The sequence below is a fragment of the Streptomyces sp. NPDC001544 genome (assembly GCF_042894285.1).
GTDB lineage: Bacteria > Actinomycetota > Actinomycetes > Streptomycetales > Streptomycetaceae > Streptomyces.
In genome coordinates, this window is record NZ_JBIAVN010000008.1 from 159511 (window position 1) to 175668 (window position 16158).

Consider the following 16158-nt stretch of genomic DNA (forward strand, 5'->3'; position numbering starts at 1 on the left):
TGTCGGGAAAGTCCTGGTCAGCCGGGCTGTTCGCGCTCTAGGATGGCGCGCTCCGGCCATCCCCCGCGGCCACCTCCCCAACAAGGGGCCGCCCGACCCCGCGCTGTCGCGAAGTCCCCCCACCGGCGGCGCTGCGACGATGGACTCCCAGACCTCACAGTCAGCCCAGGCATCCCACGAATCACAGCCACCTCATACGTTCCAGGTCGACCTGCGTGGTCTGGTGGACCTGCTCTCCCATCACCTCTACTCCAGTCCCAAGGTCTACCTGCGCGAGCTGCTGCAGAACGCGGTGGACGCGATCACCGCCCGGCGCGCCGAGCAGCCGGACGCCCCGGCGCGGGTGCGGCTGTACACGGACCCGGCGGACTCGGCGGGGCCCGCCGCGCTGCGGGTGGAGGACACCGGCGTCGGGCTCACCGAGTCGGACGTGCACAGCCTGCTGGCGACCATCGGCCGCAGCTCCAAACGCGCCGACGGGCTGCAGGAGGCCCGCTCCGACTTCCTCGGCCAGTTCGGCATCGGCCTGCTGGCCTGTTTCGTGGTCGCCGAGCGCATCCGGGTGGTCAGCCGCAGCGCCCGTGAGCCCGGCGCTCCGCCGGTGGAGTGGACGGCGAGCGACGACGGCTCCTACACCGTGCGGACGCTGCCCGACGAGGCCCGGCCGGAACCGGGCACCACGGTGCACCTGGTGGCGCGGGCCGACGCCGGGGAGTGGCTGGCCGGGCAGCGGGTGCTCGCGCTGGCCCGGGACTTCGGCTCGCTCCTGCCCTACGACGTGCGGGTGGGCGAGGAGACGGTCACCGACCTGCCCGCGCCCTGGGACCGCCCCCACCCCTCCCCCGCGACCCGCCGCGTGGCCCTGGCCCGGCACTGCCACGACACCTTCGGCTTCACCCCCCTGGACTCGATCGAACTGAACGTGCCGCTGGCCGGGATCCGCGGGGTGGCGTACGTGCTGCCCGCCGCGGTCAGCCCGGCCCAGCGCGCCACGCACCGGGTGCACCTGAAGGGCATGCTGCTGACCGAGCGGGCCGAACAGCTGCTGCCGGGTTGGGCGTTCTTCGTGCGCTGTGTCCTGGACACCGACAGCCTGCGGCCCACCGCCTCGCGCGAGTCGCTCTACGAGGACGAGACGCTGGCCGCCGTACGGGAAGCGCTCGGCGAGCGGATCCGGTCCTGGCTGACCGGGCTGGCGGCGGGCGATCCGGAGCGGCTGGCGGCCTTCCTGTCGGTGCACCACCTCGGGGTGAAGTCCCTCGCCCGGCACGACAAGGACATGCTGCGCACGATGCTGCCGTGGCTGCCGTTCGAGACGACCGACGGGCAGCTGTCCCTGGAGGAGTTCGCGCTGCGCCACCCGGTGGTGCACTTCACCCGGACGGTGGAGGAGTACCGGCAGGTCGCCCCGATCGCCTCCGCACAGGGTGTCGGGGTGGTCAACGGCGGCTACACCTATGACAGCGAGCTGGTCGAGGCGCTGCCGTCGGTGCGCCCGGGGACGGTCGTCGCCGAGCTGGACGCGGACACCGTGACCGCCCATCTGGACGCGGTGGACGCGGCGCAGGAGCTGGCGCTGTCCGGTTTCCTGGCGGCGGCGCGGGCGAAGCTCGACCCGCTGGGCTGTGACGTCGTCCTGCGCGCCTTCCACCCCGTCTCGGTGCCCGCGCTGCACCTGGACGACCGGGCGGCCCGGCACGAGCAGGCCCGTGCGGAGGCCGAGGCACAGGCGGACGACCTGTGGGCGGGCATCCTCGGCTCGCTGCGCGGCAGCGCGCCACGCGCGCGTCTGGTGCTCAACCACCTCAACCCGCTGATCCGGCGGATCGCCTCCCTGCGGGATCCCGAGCTGATCGGCACCGCGACCGAGTCGCTGTACGGACAGGCGCTGCTGATGGCGCAGCGCCCGCTCAGGCCCGCGGACTCCGCGCTGCTCAACCGCGCGTTCATCGGCCTCCTGGAATGGGCTACACACGGGGAATCCGCGAACGGGGAGGACGGTCACCGATGAGCGGGATCACGGACTTCGACGCGCTGCGCCGGGCGATGGCGGAGAACTCCGAGCGGCCGGAGGGCCCGGCCCGCAACGCGCGCGCCGAGCAGTTGCTCGCCGAGGCGGAGAGGCTGGACATCCCGCTCGCGGTGATCGAGGCGCTCGGACACCAGCTGAAGGTCTACAACTACAGCTCCGAGAAGGACAAGATGTTCGTCCCGTTCGCGCGGCTGCTGCGCATGTGGGACGAACGGCCCGGGGACTTCGACGAGTACGAGACGCACTCCCTGCACTGGGTCTTCAAGTGGGTGTCGGCCGGCATGCTGGACCAGCCGCACGTGCCGCTGGCCTCCATCGAGAAGTGGCTCGGCGAGATGGAGCACCGCTACCGGCTGGCCGGACACTCCGAACGGGCCGTGCGCAGCGCCGAGTTCAGCGTGGCCGCGCACACCGGCGACCTGGACCGCGCCGAGCGGGCCTACACGGCCTGGCTGGCCGCCGACCGGGACCGGATGGCGGACTGCCACGCCTGCGAGCTGCACGGCCAGGGCACCTGGCACGTCAAGCGCGGCCGGGACGCGGAGGCCCTGGACCTGTGGCGGCCGGTCCTGGAGGGCGAGTACAGCTGCGCCCACGAGCCGCACAGTGTCCTCGCCTCCTCCCTGGTACCGCTGCTCAGGCTGGGCCGCGTGGACGAGGCCCGCGCCCACCATCTGCGCGGTTTCCGGCTGGTGCGGCCGATGGAGAGCATGCGCGGCGCGTACGCGGACCATGTGGAGTTCTGCGCGCTCACCGGCAACGAGGCGCGCGGCCTGGAACTGCTCGCCGAGCGGCCGGCCTACTTCACGGACACCGGGCATCCGCGCAGCCGCCTGGACTTCATGGCCGTGGTGGCGCTGCTCATGGACCGCCTGACCGAACTCGGGCTGGGCGGCCGGCGGGTACCGGGCCCGGCCGGGCAGGTGTGGACGGCGCGGGAACTCGCGGCCCACGCGCGCGCCGAGGCCCTCGAACTGGCCGGGCGGTTCGACCTGCGCAACGGCACCTCTCACATCGGCGACGAGGCACGCGCGCGGATGGCGCGGCGCCCGCTGGTGGAGCGGCTGCCGCTCGGGGTGCGCACGGCGGCCGGGCCGGCCGTCACGGCCAGGCCGCAGGCTCCGGTTCCGCCCGTCGCGGGCACGGGCACGGGCACCGACTCGGACTCGGGCGAGCCGGATCTGCAGGCACTGCTGGCCGAGGCCCGGCGGCTGTCGGACGGCCTCCAGCCGCACGCCCTCGAGGCGTGGGCGGCGGTCGCCCGGGCCGCGGACGGCGTCGAGCTGGACGCGCGGGACCGCGCGGAGATCGTCGAGCACGAGGCGATGGGTCGCGGCCCGGAGGGGGCCGAACTGTTCGAGCGGGCCGCCGAGCTGTACGCGGAAGCGGGCGATGCCGGGGAGTCGCTGGCGGCACGCGCGCGTGCGGCGTACATACGGGCCCTGGCGGGCCGGGTCGACGAGGCGGTCGCGGCGGTCGCCGAGCCCTACGACGGGATCCTCGCCCTCTACGCCGAGGAGGCCACCGGCGTGCGGCAGGCGGCGTCCGTGCTGATGAGCCGGGCGCGGATCCTGATGCGCCGGGTGCACGAGGGGGCGCCCGGCGCCCTGCCCGACGCCGAGCAGGCGATCCGGGAGCTGCTGGCGCTCGTCGACGGGCACGTCGGGGACGACGTGCGGCTGGTGTCCCGGACCGCCGAGGCCCGGGCGATGCTGGCGGAGGCCGCGGAGCACTCCGGGGACGCCGGGAGGGCGGCGGAGCTGTTCCGGCGGGCCGCGGCGGAGTTCGTCGCGGCGGGGCTGCCGTGGTTCGCGGTGGAGTACGAGGTGCGGGTGGCCGGCCTCGCCCACGAGCGGGGCGACATGGCCGAGGCCGAACGGGCGCTGCGGGCGGCCCTGGAACACGGCGGACCCCATGTGGAGGCGGTCGGCCGGGCCCAGTTGCACCTTCAGCTCGCGGAGGTGGTCGGCGGCCGGGGTGACGTGCGGGAGGCGGCGGAACACGCGCTGCAGGCCGCGCACTGGGCCGACGAGGCGGGCGAGGCCGCCGGCCTCGGCGCCTGGGCGCGCCACCAACTGGGCGGCTTCCTGCTGCGGCAGGGCCGGTACGCGGAGGCCGCCGAGGTGCTGGAGTCGGCGCTGCCCGACCTGACCGCCGACACGCACGGCGACGGCGCGATCGTGCAGACGCGGTGGTGGCTCGGGGACTGCCTCGGCGAGCTCGGCGAGCACCGGGCGGCGGCCGAGCACCGGCTGCAGGCCGCCGAGATCGCCCGGCACTGGCCCGAGCAGCAGGACCACGCCACGCTCGCCCACCTGGCCGGCGAGTCCCTCGGACAGGCCGGGCTCCCCGCCGACGCGGACCGGGCCTACGCGCGCGCGGGCGATCTGTGGCGCTCCCTGGGCAACGTCCACGGCCTGGTGCGCAGTCTGCGTGCCCGCGCCTGGCTGGCGCTGCGCACCGAGGCGGGACTGGAAGCGGCGCGGGAGCTGATGGCGGAGGCGGTCCGGGAGTGCGCGGCGGCGCTGGAGGAGACGGACGATCCGGAGGACCGGGAGCGGCTCGCCGCCGAGCTCGGTCACACCCACCGGCAGTGCGGCGACCTGCTGGCCCGCTCGGTGTCCGAGGACGCCGAGGACGCCGCGATCCGGGCCGCGTTCGAGGACGCGCTGACCCAGATGACACGGGCCGTCGCGGCGTTCGCCTCGATCGGCGCGGGCGCCCTGCACAGCCGTACCGCCGCCGAGCTGGCCGCGGGCTGGCTGGAGGCCGACCTCAGCCGCCCCACCGAGGCGGCCGCACGCGCGCGTGCGGTGCTGGCGGCCTACGCCGGGGCGGACGGCACGGACGACACCGTCGAGGCCCGGCGAGCCGAGGCGGAGCAGCTGCTGGACGTGCTCCCCGCGGACACCCGGCCACGGGACGAAGGACCGCTCACCTCGTCCCCGTGAGCAACAGCGCCCGTTCTGCTGCGCACGGGGCCCGCGGCAGGCCCGGCCGCCGGGCCGCTCACTCCACCCCGATGAGCAGCAGCGCTCCCTGGCGCCCGCCCCGGTACACCACCGTGTCGACGGCGAGGTAGGACTCGCGTACGCGCGCCTCCAAGTGGTCGGCGACGGCCTCGGGTGCCTCGTCGCCGAGCACGATGGTGACCAGTTCGCCGCCGGCCTGGAGCATGCGGTCCAGGACCGTCCCGGCGGTGGCGGTGACGTCCGAGCCGATCACCGCCACGTCGCCGTCGACGAGCCCCAGCACGTCGCCGGCCTGGCAGATGCCGGCCATCGTCCAGGACTCGTGCTCGGCGACGACGACCTCGGCGTACCGGGTGGCGCCCGCCGCCGAGGTCATCTGGACCACGTCCTCGTCGAAACGCCGGTCCGGCGCGTGCACGGCCAGCGCGGCGATCCCCTGGACCGCCGAGCGGGTCGGGATGAGGGCGACGCGGACCCCCTCCGTGCGCACCTGCTCGGCCGCCGCGGCCGCCGTGTCGCGCAGCTCCGCGTCGTTGGGCAGCAGCACCACCTCGCGCGCGTGGGCGCGGCGCACCGCCTGGACGATCTCCCCGCTGGCGGGCGGCTCCCCGGGACGGGCGAGCACGGTGGTCGCGCCGGCCTCGGCGTACAGCCCGGCCAGGCCCTCGCCGGGCACGACGGCCACCACCGCGCGCTGGGCCCGTTCCCTGGGCGGCCGCTCGGCCCCGGTGTGGACGTCCCCGAGCCCGAAGTGGGTGATCCGGATCCGGTACGGCCGCCCGGCCTCGACACCGGCCTCCACGGCGGCGCCCGCGTCGTCGACGTGCACGTGCACGTTCCACAGCCCGTCGCCGCCGACGACGACGAGGGAGTCCCCGAGCCGGTCGAGCCGCTCGCGCAGCCGGGCCACGGCGGCGTCCTCGGCCTCCAGCAGGTAGATCACCTCGAAGGCGGGCCCGCCCGCCTCGGCGCACTCCTCGGCCCCGGCGGGCTTCCCAGTCCCGACGGGCTTCCCCGTCCCGGTGGGTTCGCCTGGCCCGGTGGGTTCGCCTGGCCCGGTGGGTTCCACGCGCGCGTAGGGCTCGTGCGCCGCCACCGCCGCCGGGGTCTCCCCCGTGAACGTCTCCACCAGCGTCCCGAGCACCGCCACCAGCCCCCGCCCGCCGGCGTCGACCACGCCGGCCCGCCGCAGCACTCCGAGCTGTCCCCGCGTCGCCGCCAGGGCCGCACAGGCCCCCTTGTAGGCCGCCTGGGACACGCTCGCGCAGTCGCCGCCGGCCCCCTCCGCCGCGTCGGCGGCGGCCGCGGCGACCGTGAGGACCGTGCCCTCCACGGGGTGGGCCACGGCCTGGCGGGCGGAGTCGGCCGCGTGCCGCAGGGCCAGCCGCAGCGCCCGTCCGTCGGCGTGAGTCTCCTCACCCTCGGCGGCCAGCACCTGGGCCATACCGCGCAGCAGCTGCGCGAGGATCGTCCCGGAGTTGCCCCGCGCCCCGATGAGCGCCCCGTGCGCCATGGCGTGCATGGCATCGGCCGTGGACGGCCCGGAGCCTTCCGCGACGCTCTCCGGACGGCTCCCCGGCCCCGCCGCGTGCCCGGCGAACACGGCCTCCACCGCCGCCGCCGCGGACTCCAGGGTCAGGTACAGGTTCGTACCGGTGTCCCCGTCCGCCACCGGGTACACGTTGATCGCGTCGATCTCCTCGCGCGAGCGTCCCAGCGCCCGGAGCGCCAGAGAGCACCAGGTGCGCACCGCGAGAGCATCGAAGAATGTCTGCGGCACCTGCGCCACCTGCGCCTCCCTGGGGCTCGACCTGGGCTCGACCTGGGACGCAGCGTAGACCCCGGACCGGTGTCCACCGGAAGGGACCGGTGGGCAGAGGCGGGGAGGACCGCCGGGCCGCCATGGTAGTTTCGTTGTACGGGCGCAGCCGTTGTATGCTGCTCCGGTTGCCCGATCCTGGTCGGGCCATTCCCCTGGCAGCGCCACTCAAGATCTCAGGTCTTAGGATCTCGATCCCGGCATGCCGGGAATCAACCGTAAGTGCATCTGAAGTCTTTGGAGTGACCCGTGGCTGCCAACTGCGACGTCTGCGGCAAGGGGCCGGGCTTCGGCAACAACATCTCGCACTCGCACCGCCGTACGCCCCGTCGCTGGAACCCGAACATCCAGCGCGTGCGTACTGTGGTCGGCGGGACGCCGAAGCGCGTGAACGCTTGCACCTCGTGCATCAAGGCCGGCAAGGTCTCGCGCTGACGCTACAGCTGAGCGCGCGGCCACTGCCTGGTTCGCTGCACGGAGCCGGTCCACCGGAAGGTGGGCCGGCTTTTTGCCGTGCCCGGGTCAGTCCCTGAACCTCCACCCGTGGTCCACCGGCCCGATCCCCGCCCCCAGCGCGAACCCGGCGGCGATCGCCCCGGTGACATAGCTCTTCGCCGCCGCCACCGCCTCCGGCACGGCCAGCCCCTTCGCGAGTCCCGCCGCGACCGCCGAGGCCAGCGTGCAGCCCGTACCGTGCGTGTGCCGGTTGTCGTGCCGGGGCGCCCGCAGCCAGTGCTCCTCGGAACCGTCCGTCAGCAGGTCGACGGCGTCCCCGGACAGATGCCCGCCCTTGATCAGCGCCCAGCGCGGCCCGTACGCCAGCACGGCCGCCGCGGCCCGTCGCAGGTCGCCCTCCGACTCGACCCTCACTCCGGTGAGTTGCGCCACCTCGTCCAGGTTCGGAGTCGCCACCGTCGCCACCGGCAGCAGCCCGGTGCGTACGGAGTCCAGCGCGGAGGCCGCCAGCAGCGGGTCCCCGTGCTTGGAGACGCCCACCGGGTCGACCACCGCGGGCGCGTCCGTCCCGCCGATCAACTCGGCCACCGCCTCGACCAGTTCGGCCGAGGCGAGCATCCCGGTCTTCACGGCCTGGACGCCGATGTCGTCGGCGACACTGCGGTACTGGGCCCGTACGGCCGCCACCGGCAGCTCCCAGGCACCCTGGACGCCGAGCGAGTTCTGCGCGGTGACCGCGGTGATCACGCTCATGCCGTGCACACCCAGCGCCAGCATCGTCTTCAGGTCCGCCTGGATGCCCGCGCCCCCGCCGGAGTCGGAGCCCGCCACCGTCAGGACCCTGGGGATCACGACTCGATGTCCCCGAAGTGGTCCCAGCCGCCCTTCCTGGTCCACGGCGCCCCGTCGACCGTGACCTGGGGCAGCGCCGAGGGGTTCAGCACCTCGCCGATCACCTTCCAGCGGGCCGGCAGCTTCACGTCCGGCGGGAACGTGGCCACGATCGCGTGGTCCTCTCCCCCGCTCAGCACCCACTGCAGCGGGTCGACGCCGACGGCCTGCCCGATGTCGTTCATCTGGGTGGGGATGTCGATGGCGCCGGAGCGGATGTCGATACGGACCTTGCTGGCCTCCGCGATGTGCCCGAGGTCGGCGATCAGACCGTCGCTGACGTCGCACATGGCGGTGGCGCCCAGCCCTGCGGCGGCCGGACCGGCGTGGTACGGCGGCTCCGGGCGCCGGTGCGCCTCCACGAAGGCCCGCGGCGAGCGGAAGCCGCGGGACAGCACCGCGTACCCGGCCGCGGACCAGCCCAGCCAGCCGGTCACCGCGACGAGGTCGCCGGGCTGGGCGCCGGCCCGGGTCACCGGCTCCTGGTTGCGCATGTCGCCGAGCGCCGTGATCGACACCATGATCGTGTCACCGCGCACCACGTCACCGCCGACCACACAGGCGCCCGCGACCTGGCACTCGTCGCGCAGCCCGTCCATCAGCTCGCTCGGCCAGGTGACCGGGAGTTCGGCGGGGACGACCAGGCCGAGCAGCAGCGCGGTCGGGACGGCCCCCATGGCCGCGATGTCCGCGAGGTTCTGCGCGGCCGCCTTGCGCCCCACGTCGTACGCCGTGGACCAGTCGCGGCGGAAGTGCCGCCCCTCCAGCAGGATGTCGGTGCTCGCCACCACCCTGCGGTCCGGAGCGGCGACCACCGCGGCGTCGTCACCGGGGCCGACCCGGACCGCCGGGGTCGTGGTGAGACGGGAGGTGAGCTCCCGGATGAGCCCGAACTCACCCAGCTCACCCACAGTGCCCTTCATTGCCCTTCAGCCCCTTCTCTGCCTGTGCCTCTGCCTACCCGCTCACACTTCATCCTGGCCCCCGTCACGGCCGAGGCGACCCCCGGCTCCCGGCGTGCCCCTACCCCGGCGCGCGGGAGGCACCGCTGCGCAGGTCTCCCCGCGACGACCGACTACGCGATACCGTGGCGTTCCTTTTCCCCACATGATCCTCGTGGCCGCCCTGGAGGTTCCGTGGTACAGGCGTACATCCTGATCCAGACGGAGGTCGGCAAGGCGTCGACCGTCGCCGAGACGATCAGCAAGATCCCCGGAGTCATCCAGGCCGAGGACGTGACGGGACCGTACGACGTCATCGTGCGCGCCCAGGCCGACACCGTGGACGACCTCGGCCGCATGGTGGTGGCCAAGGTCCAGCAAGTGGACGGCATCACCCGCACCCTGACCTGCCCGGTCGTGCATCTCTAGCCCCCGTCTACCCTTGGCCGGTGAACTTCTTCCGTCACCGGCCCGCCGGTCTTCCCGCGCTCGCCCTGCTGATCGCCGTCGCGGGCTGCTCCTCAAGCGACGACAGCGCCAGGATGGCGGTTCCCACCCCGGACACCAAGACGGCCGGGCTGTGCCGGAGCCTGCACCGGGTACTGCCGAAGAAGCTGGACGGACGGAGCCGCAACGACCCCGAGCCCCGGTCCGCCTACACGGCGGGCTGGGGAAGCCCGGCGATCATACTGCGCTGCGGTGTCACCCGGCCGCCCAAGATGGTCGACCCCAAGGTGGCCGAGGGCAACGACCCGAAGGCGATGACCGGCGGGGTGAACGGGGTCGAATGGCTCATGGAGATCGAGGGCGACGGGACCTACCGGCTCACCACCGCCAACCGCGAGGCCTACGTCGAGCTGGTCCTGCCGAAGAAGCTGGCGGGCCAGGATCACAGCGCCGCCGTCCTCACCGGTATCGCGGCGTCCGTGAAGAAGGCGATCCCCGAGGGGATCGCCTCCATGACCTGACACCCGCGCCGGGGGATGTCTACCGCAGCCCGGTCGGCCTGCGCAGCGCCGCCTGGAGCAGTCGGTCCACCAGCTCGGGGTAGCCGATGCCGGTCGCCTGCCACATCTGCGGGTACATGGAGATGGGCGTGAAGCCGGGCATCGTGTTGATCTCGTTGATCACGAACTCGCCGTCCTCGGTGAGGAAGAAGTCCGCGCGGACCAGGCCCTCGCAGGAGGCCGCCTCGAAGGCCTCCACCGCGAGGCGGCGCACCTCGGCGGTCTCCTCCTCGGTGAGCGGGGCGGGCACGAGGCCGGGCGTGGAGTCGATGTACTTGGCCTCGAAGTCGTAGTACGCGTGCGCGTCCGGCGGCGGGATCTCCGCGGGCACGGAGGCACGCGGCCCGTCCTCGAACTCCAGGACCCCGCACTCGATCTCGCGGCCCCGCAGCGCCGCCTCCACCAGGATCTTCGGGTCGTGCCGCTGGGCCTCGGCGATGGCCTCGTCCAGCCCGGAGAGGTCGTCGACCTTGGTGATGCCGATCGACGAACCCGCGCGCGCGGGCTTCACGAACAGCGGCCAGCCGTGCTCGCCGGCGAAGTCGACGATCTTCTTGCGGGCGGCGGGCTCGTCCTGCTGCCACTCACGCGGCCGGATCACCACGTACGGGCCTACCTTGAGCCCGAAGGAGGTGAACACCCGCTTCATGTACTCCTTGTCCTGGCCGACCGCCGAGGCGAGCACGCCCGAACCCACGTACGGGACGCCGGAGAGCTCCAGGAGGCCCTGGAGGGTGCCGTCCTCGCCGTACGGGCCGTGCAGCACCGGGAGGACCACGTCGACCTCGCCGAGCGCCTTGGGCACCGAGCCGGGCTCGCTGTACACGACCTCCCGGCTGGCGGGGTCGACGGGGAGCACCACGCCGCCCTCGCCGGACTCCGCGAGCTCCTCGACGCTGGGCGTGCGCCGGTCGGTGATGGCCATCCGTTCGGGTTCGTCGGCGGTGAGCGCCCAACGGCCGTCCCTGGTGATGCCGATCGGCAGGACGTCGTACTTCGTCCGGTCGATGGCCTTGAGGACGGCGCCGGCGGTGACCACGGAGATCCCGTGTTCGGAGCTGCGGCCGCCGAACACGACGGCCACCCGCGGCTTGCGGGACGGCTGCTGCTCAGGGCTCTGGGGGAGGTTCTCGGTGCTCATATCGCGTTGAGAGTACCCGGTGGTAGGGCCCGGAGACAGCGTCGGCGGGCCGCGGCGACGCGGGTGGCCCAGCGGCGCGGCCGGCGGTGTGGCTCAGCGTCGTTCGGGCTTCGCGCTGCGCGACATCAGCTCCTTCAGGGCGACCACCGGCGGCTTGCCCTCGTGCACGATGCCGACGACCGTCTCCGTGAGGGGCATGTCGACACCGTGCCGGCGGGCCAGATCCAGCACGGACTCGCAGGACTTGACGCCCTCCGCGGTCTGCTTGGTGACCGCGATGGTCTCCTGCAGGGTCATGCCCTTGCCGAGGTTGGTGCCGAAGGTGTGGTTGCGGGACAGCGGCGAGGAGCAGGTTGCCACCAGGTCGCCCAGGCCGGCGAGGCCGGAGAAGGTCAGCGGGTCGGCTCCCAGGGCCATGCCGAGCCGGGTGGTCTCGGCGAGCCCGCGCGTGATGAGCGAGCCCTTGGCGTTGTCCCCCAGGCCCATCCCGTCGGCGATGCCCACCGCCAGGCCGATGACGTTCTTGACCGCGCCGCCCAGTTCACAGCCCACCACGTCGGTGTTGGTGTACGGGCGGAAGTAGGGCGTGTGGCAGGCGGTCTGGAGCCGCTGGGCGACGGCCTCGTCGGTGCAGGCGACGACGGCCGCGGCGGGCATGCGAGCGGCGATCTCACGGGCCAGGTTCGGCCCGGTGACGACGGCGATCCGTTCCGGGCCCACCTTGGCGACGTCCTCGATGACCTCACTCATCCGCATCGCCGAGCCGAGTTCGACGCCCTTCATCAGGGAGACGAGGACGGTGCCGGGGGCGAGCAGCGGGGTCCACTCGGCGAGGTTCTCGCGCAGGGTCTGGGAGGGCACCGACAGGACCGTGAAGTCCGCGCCGGCGAGGGCCTCGGCCGGGTCCGTGGTGGCCCGCAGGTTCTCCGGAAGCTCCACGCCGGCCAGGTAGTCGGGGTTGGTCCGGGTGTGGTTGATCGCGTCCGCGACCTCGGGCCGACGGGCCCAGATGGTGACCTCGCAACCGGCGTCGGCGAGCACCATTCCGAAGGCGGTGCCCCACGAACCGGCACTGAAGACCGCCGCCTTGACCGACTCGCTCACTTGGCGTTCTCCTCTTCGTGGCCGGTCTGCGCCCGGGTCCTGCGCCGCTGCTCGATCCGCTCCCGGCGCGGGTCGTAGCGGGTCTCGGGGGCCTTCTCGCCGCGGATCTCCTCCAGCTGGCGGGTGATGGCCTCCATGATGACGTCGGTGGCCTCCTTCAGGAGGTCCGCGGTCATCTCCCGGCCGTAGAAACGGGAGAGGTCCACCGGCGGGCCGGCCAGCACGTGGTGGGTCTTGCGCGGGAGGAGGTGCGGCTTCTTGGCGTACGGCGGCAGCAGTTCGTTGCAGCCCCACTGGGCGACCGGGATGACCGGGCACTTGGTCTGCAGCGCCACGCGCGCGGCGCCGGTCTTGCCGGTCATGGGCCAGCCGTCCGGATCGCGGGTCAGGGTGCCCTCGGGGTAGAAGGCGACGCACTCGCCGCGCTCCACGGCGTCGATGGCCGCCCGGAAGGCGCTCAGCGCGTCGGTGGACTCGCGGTAGACGGGGATCTGCCCGGTGCCGCGCATGGCGGCGCCGACGAATCCCTTCTTGAAAAGGCCGCTCTTCGCCAGGAATCGCGGGACCCGTCCGGTGTTGTACTGGTAGTGCGCGTACGCGAAGGGATCCACATGGGAATTGTGGTTCACCGCGGTGATAAATCCGCCCTCGGCCGGAATGTGCTCCATTCCACGCCAGTCCCGCTTGATCAGAACCACCAGGGGCGGTTTGCAGATCACCGCGGCGAAGCGGTACCAGAAGCCGATTCTGCGGCGGGGCACGCGGACACCTTCCTCTAGGGCCTCGAGGGCTGCCACCAGGGCCGGGGAGCCGCACAAGTGTCGCCCCAGGCCGCCGGTCTGTCGAGGACACCGTACGCCCCGTTTCCCCCGCCGCCGTCAAGCCCCGGGTGACAATGAGGGCAACGAGTAAGGGACGGTACGTCGGTGCAGTGGACCTTGGTCATACCCCTCAAGCCCCTGGAGCGCGCCAAGAGCAGGCTGGCGGACACCGCCGCCGACGGCCTGCGCCCGGGACTGGCCCTGGCGTTCGCCCAGGACACGGTGGCTGCCGCGCTGGCCTGCCCGGTGGTGGCGGATGTGGCGGTCGTCACCAATGACGCCCTGGCCGGCCGTGAGCTGGCGGCGCTGGGCGCCCGGATCGTCCCGGACGAACCGGAAAGCGGCCTGAACGCGGCGCTGGCACATGCCGCCGGTGTCGTACGGGCGTCGCGTCCGGAAACCCCGCTGGCCGCCCTGAACGCCGATCTGCCGGCCCTGCGTCCACTGGAATTGTCCCGGGTCCTGTCGGCCGCCGCGGAATTCCCCCGGGCTTTTCTGCCCGATGCGGCGGAGGTCGGCACGACCCTGCTGGCCGCGACCCCGGGCCAGGAATTGCATCCGGATTTCGGGCTCGATTCGCGGGCCCGGCACCGCGCGTCCGGCGCCGCGGAACTCCTGCTGGACGCGGTGGATTCGGTGCGCCAGGACGTGGACACCGGCGAGGACCTGCGGGCGGCCCTGGCCCTCGGGGTGGGGCCCCGCACGGCGACGGTGACCGCGCGGCTGCTGATTCCGGGACAGTAGGCTGCCGGTATGCAGGCGACCGCGTACACGTACGACCCCGAGACCCGCAGCGGGCAGGTGCTGCTCGACGACGGCACCCCGGTGGGCTTCGACGCGCCGGCGTTCGACGCGGGCGGGCTGCGGCTGCTGCGGCCGGGACAGCGGGTGCGGATCGAGACCGAACCGGTGGCCCAGTCACCGGAGGGCGCCGGAGCGGGCCTGCGGATCACGCTGGTGACGCTGCAGACCTTCTGAGCGCCCGGTGAAGGCGCCTCGGCGCCCGGGAGACACGCCGCGGGCCGGGCTCCCGAGGGGAGTCCGGCCCGGCATGTGAGTGCCCTGTGCCCTTGCGCCTCAGCGGGCGGTGGCCTTCTTGGCGGGGGTGGTCTTGCGCGCGGACGACTTCTTGGCCGGGGCCTTCTTGGCCGTGACCTTCTTCGCCGGAGCGCTCTTGGCCGTGGTCTTCTTGGCGGCGGCCTTCGTGCCCGTCGTCTTCTTGGCGGCCGCCGTGGTCTTGGCGGTCGTCTTCTTCGCGGTGGTCTTCTTGGCGGCGGCCGTGGTCTTCTTCGCGGCTGCCGTCGTCTTGCGCGCCGTGGTCGTCTTCTTCGCCGCGCCCGTGGCCTTCTTGGCGGCGGCCTTCTTGCCGGCGGCCTTGGCGATGGTGGGCGGCGGGCCGGACAGGCTGCCCTTGGGGGCCTTCTTGACCGCCACCTCGCCACCACGCGGGAGCTTCTTCGAGCCGCTCACCAGGTCCTTGAAGCCCTGGCCCGCGCGGAAGCGCGGCACAGAGGTCTTCTTGACCCGAACCCGCTCGCCCGTCTGGGGGTTGCGGGCGTAGCGGGCGGGGCGGTCCACCTTCTCGAAGGACCCGAAGCCGGTGACCGAGACCCGCTCCCCCGCGACGACAGCGCGGACGATGGCGTCCAGTACATGGTCGACAGCGTCGGCGGCCTGCTGGCGGCCACCCACCTTGTCGGCAATCGCTTCTACGAGCTGCGCCTTGTTCACGTCTTCCCCTTCGGAGACATCGCCAGAACGAAAGTGTTCAAGCTTTTTCGCACGTTAGGCAGATATATACCGCAAATCAAACACGAAACGGGCTAATCACCCTCGTGCCGCAACGAACTCGGCTGGATCTGATCTTGTTCAGCGGTCCTCTTCGGGGATGCGCCCCGCTTCGAGGTCCGCGATGAACCGATCGAGCCGCCTTGCCGCGTCGGCGAGATCGTGCTTGGCCGCGGCCGTAATGACCAGCAGCTTCCGGGTCAGCGCCATCCGTACGCCCTCCGGGACTTGCAGTGCGCGCACCCTTGAGTGCGCTTCCTTGAGTTGGTTCGCGACCGCCGTATAGAGCTGGAGTTGGCCGTCGTGTTCCATGCACAGATTGTGCCATCTGGGGCGAGTTGTCGCCCGCTCAGGGTGCAACTACCGCCACGGACAGCCTTCCTGGGCCACCCGAACGCTGTGGTCCCAAGTCACGCATACCCCGGCAACCACCCGCTTAACGTGGGCCGTTGGGTACGGGGGCGGGACGGCACGGGGCCGTTCGGGTGCAGAAAAGGCCGTACCCCCGATCGTGGTGATCGGGGGTACGGCCCGGGTGTTGCGGTGGCCGAAACTCGACCTCTTCGGTTGCGGGATCGGCTGCGCTGGTTCAGACCTGCAGCGTCCGCGGCTTGTAGGACGGGCGCTTCGCCTCGTACGCCGCGATGTCGGCCTCGCTGCGCAGCGTGATGGAGATGTCGTCCAGCCCGTTCAGCAGTCGCCAGCGGGAGTTCTCGTCCAGCTCGAAGGAGGCCTTGATGCCCGCCGCGCGAACCTCACGCGCCTCAAGGTCCACAGTGACCTCAGCCGTGGGGTCCTGCTCGGTCAGCTCCCACAGCGCGTCCACGACCTTCTGGTCCAGGACGACCGTGAGCAGCCCGTTCTTCAGCGAGTTGCCCCGGAAGATGTCGGCGAAGCGGGAGGAGATCACCGCTTTGAAGCCGTAGTTCTGCAGCGCCCAGACGGCGTGCTCACGGGAGGAGCCGGTGCCGAAGTCGGGGCCGGCCACGAGGACGGTCGCACCCTGCCGCTCGGGGCGGTTGAGCACGAACTCCGGGTCCTTGCGCCAGGCCTCGAACAGCCCGTCCTCGAAGCCGTCCCGGGTCACCTTCTTGAGCCAGTGAGCGGGGATGATCTGGTCGGTGTCGACGTTGCTGCGGCGCAGCGGGACGGCCCGGCCGGTGTGCGTGGTGAATGCTTCCATGAC

At 72.8% G+C, this 16158-nt stretch carries 16 protein-coding genes; 7 read left to right on the forward strand and 9 right to left on the reverse strand.

Annotated features, from left to right (window positions below):
* The first annotated feature begins 139 nt into the window (after positions 1 to 139).
* Together ACFY0F_RS21840 and ACFY0F_RS21845 are read left to right on the forward strand one after the other, a co-directional pair.
* The gene (locus ACFY0F_RS21840; RefSeq protein ID WP_388796643.1) at positions 140 to 2011 is read left to right on the forward strand and encodes an HSP90 family protein; all 1872 of its coding nucleotides are present in this window, start codon (positions 140 to 142) and stop codon (positions 2009 to 2011) included.
* Positions 2008 to 4983: a tetratricopeptide repeat protein gene (locus ACFY0F_RS21845; protein ID WP_388796646.1), complete on the forward strand. Its 2976-nt coding sequence runs from the start codon at positions 2008 to 2010 to the stop codon at positions 4981 to 4983. The genes ACFY0F_RS21840 and ACFY0F_RS21845 overlap by 4 nt, the downstream gene beginning before the upstream one ends.
* Positions 4984 to 5041: 58 nt before the next feature.
* On the opposite strand, the gene ACFY0F_RS21850 is transcribed toward ACFY0F_RS21845, so the two are convergent.
* Complete coding sequence (locus ACFY0F_RS21850; RefSeq protein WP_388796649.1) at positions 5042 to 6793, reverse strand: DAK2 domain-containing protein; 1752 nt, start codon at positions 6791 to 6793, stop codon at positions 5042 to 5044.
* A 279-nt stretch (positions 6794 to 7072) separates the two neighbouring features.
* Between ACFY0F_RS21850 and rpmB the strand changes: the two genes are divergently transcribed.
* Positions 7073 to 7258 (forward strand): 50S ribosomal protein L28, encoded by a 186-nt coding sequence (rpmB, locus tag ACFY0F_RS21855; protein WP_004924906.1) that lies wholly within the window; start codon positions 7073 to 7075, stop codon positions 7256 to 7258.
* An 87-nt stretch (positions 7259 to 7345) separates the two neighbouring features.
* On the opposite strand, the gene thiD is transcribed toward rpmB, so the two are convergent.
* Both thiD and ACFY0F_RS21865 read right to left on the reverse strand, forming a co-directional pair.
* Entirely contained in the window at positions 7346 to 8131 is a 786-nt protein-coding gene (gene thiD / locus ACFY0F_RS21860; RefSeq protein ID WP_388796652.1) for a bifunctional hydroxymethylpyrimidine kinase/phosphomethylpyrimidine kinase, read from the reverse strand.
* Positions 8128 to 9093 carry a thiamine-phosphate kinase gene (locus ACFY0F_RS21865; RefSeq protein WP_388796655.1) on the reverse strand — a complete coding sequence of 322 codons (966 nt, stop codon included), beginning with the start codon at positions 9091 to 9093 and terminating at the stop codon, positions 8128 to 8130. The genes thiD and ACFY0F_RS21865 overlap by 4 nt, the downstream gene beginning before the upstream one ends.
* 213 nt (positions 9094 to 9306) lie before the next feature.
* Between ACFY0F_RS21865 and ACFY0F_RS21870 the strand changes: the two genes are divergently transcribed.
* Both ACFY0F_RS21870 and ACFY0F_RS21875 read left to right on the forward strand, forming a co-directional pair.
* Positions 9307 to 9540 carry an Lrp/AsnC family transcriptional regulator gene (locus ACFY0F_RS21870; RefSeq protein WP_003997603.1) on the forward strand — a complete coding sequence of 78 codons (234 nt, stop codon included), beginning with the start codon at positions 9307 to 9309 and terminating at the stop codon, positions 9538 to 9540.
* Positions 9541 to 9560: 20 nt separating this feature from the next.
* Positions 9561 to 10079 (forward strand): DUF3515 domain-containing protein, encoded by a 519-nt coding sequence (locus ACFY0F_RS21875; protein WP_388796658.1) that lies wholly within the window; start codon positions 9561 to 9563, stop codon positions 10077 to 10079.
* Positions 10080 to 10098: 19 nt separating this feature from the next.
* Here ACFY0F_RS21875 and ACFY0F_RS21880 read toward each other — a convergent pair whose 3' ends face one another.
* From ACFY0F_RS21880 to ACFY0F_RS21890, 3 genes are all read right to left on the reverse strand, one after another.
* Entirely contained in the window at positions 10099 to 11259 is a 1161-nt protein-coding gene (locus ACFY0F_RS21880) for a D-alanine--D-alanine ligase family protein (RefSeq protein ID WP_388796661.1), read from the reverse strand.
* A 93-nt stretch (positions 11260 to 11352) separates the two neighbouring features.
* A complete protein-coding gene (locus ACFY0F_RS21885) occupies positions 11353 to 12363 on the reverse strand; it encodes an NAD(P)H-dependent glycerol-3-phosphate dehydrogenase (protein ID WP_388796664.1) in 1011 nt (336 codons plus the stop codon).
* Positions 12360 to 13124: a lysophospholipid acyltransferase family protein gene (locus tag ACFY0F_RS21890; protein ID WP_388796667.1), complete on the reverse strand. Its 765-nt coding sequence runs from the start codon at positions 13122 to 13124 to the stop codon at positions 12360 to 12362. Before ACFY0F_RS21890 ends, ACFY0F_RS21885 begins: the two co-directional genes overlap by 4 nt.
* A 165-nt stretch (positions 13125 to 13289) precedes the next feature.
* Here ACFY0F_RS21890 and cofC point away from each other — a divergent pair, with 165 nt between their 5' ends.
* Both cofC and ACFY0F_RS21900 read left to right on the forward strand, forming a co-directional pair.
* Complete coding sequence (gene cofC / locus ACFY0F_RS21895; RefSeq protein WP_388796670.1) at positions 13290 to 13928, forward strand: 2-phospho-L-lactate guanylyltransferase; 639 nt, start codon at positions 13290 to 13292, stop codon at positions 13926 to 13928.
* A gap of 9 nt (positions 13929 to 13937) precedes the next feature.
* Positions 13938 to 14162, forward strand: a complete 225-nt coding sequence (locus ACFY0F_RS21900; RefSeq protein ID WP_388796673.1) for a hypothetical protein — start codon at positions 13938 to 13940, stop codon at positions 14160 to 14162.
* A gap of 99 nt (positions 14163 to 14261) precedes the next feature.
* Here the strand turns inward: ACFY0F_RS21900 and ACFY0F_RS21905 are convergent, their stop codons facing one another.
* From ACFY0F_RS21905 to leuD, 3 genes are all read right to left on the reverse strand, one after another.
* Positions 14262 to 14915, reverse strand: coding sequence for an HU family DNA-binding protein (locus ACFY0F_RS21905; RefSeq protein ID WP_388796676.1), 654 nt, complete (start codon positions 14913 to 14915; stop codon positions 14262 to 14264).
* Between the two features lie 138 nt (positions 14916 to 15053).
* Positions 15054 to 15284: a hypothetical protein gene (locus ACFY0F_RS21910; RefSeq protein WP_388796679.1), complete on the reverse strand. Its 231-nt coding sequence runs from the start codon at positions 15282 to 15284 to the stop codon at positions 15054 to 15056.
* Between the two features lie 277 nt (positions 15285 to 15561).
* Positions 15562 to 16155 (reverse strand): 3-isopropylmalate dehydratase small subunit, encoded by a 594-nt coding sequence (leuD, locus tag ACFY0F_RS21915; RefSeq protein ID WP_388796682.1) that lies wholly within the window; start codon positions 16153 to 16155, stop codon positions 15562 to 15564.
* Positions 16156 to 16158: the final 3 nt, after the last annotated feature.

Bases quoted from the DNA above. Each gene is read 5' to 3' on its own strand.
- ACFY0F_RS21900 (WP_388796673.1), top strand. From the start codon at position 13,938: ATGCAGGCGACCGCGTACACGTACGACCCCGAGACCCGCAGCGGGCAG.
- ACFY0F_RS21910 (WP_388796679.1), bottom strand. From the start codon at position 15,284: ATGGAACACGACGGCCAACTCCAGCTCTATACGGCGGTCGCGAACCAA.
- leuD (WP_388796682.1), bottom strand. From the start codon at position 16,155: ATGGAAGCATTCACCACGCACACCGGCCGGGCCGTCCCGCTGCGCCGC.
- ACFY0F_RS21880 (WP_388796661.1), bottom strand. From the start codon at position 11,259: ATGAGCACCGAGAACCTCCCCCAGAGCCCTGAGCAGCAGCCGTCCCGC.
- ACFY0F_RS21845 (WP_388796646.1), top strand. From the start codon at position 2,008: ATGAGCGGGATCACGGACTTCGACGCGCTGCGCCGGGCGATGGCGGAG.
- ACFY0F_RS21865 (WP_388796655.1), bottom strand. From the start codon at position 9,093: ATGAAGGGCACTGTGGGTGAGCTGGGTGAGTTCGGGCTCATCCGGGAG.
- ACFY0F_RS21840 (WP_388796643.1), top strand. From the start codon at position 140: ATGGACTCCCAGACCTCACAGTCAGCCCAGGCATCCCACGAATCACAG.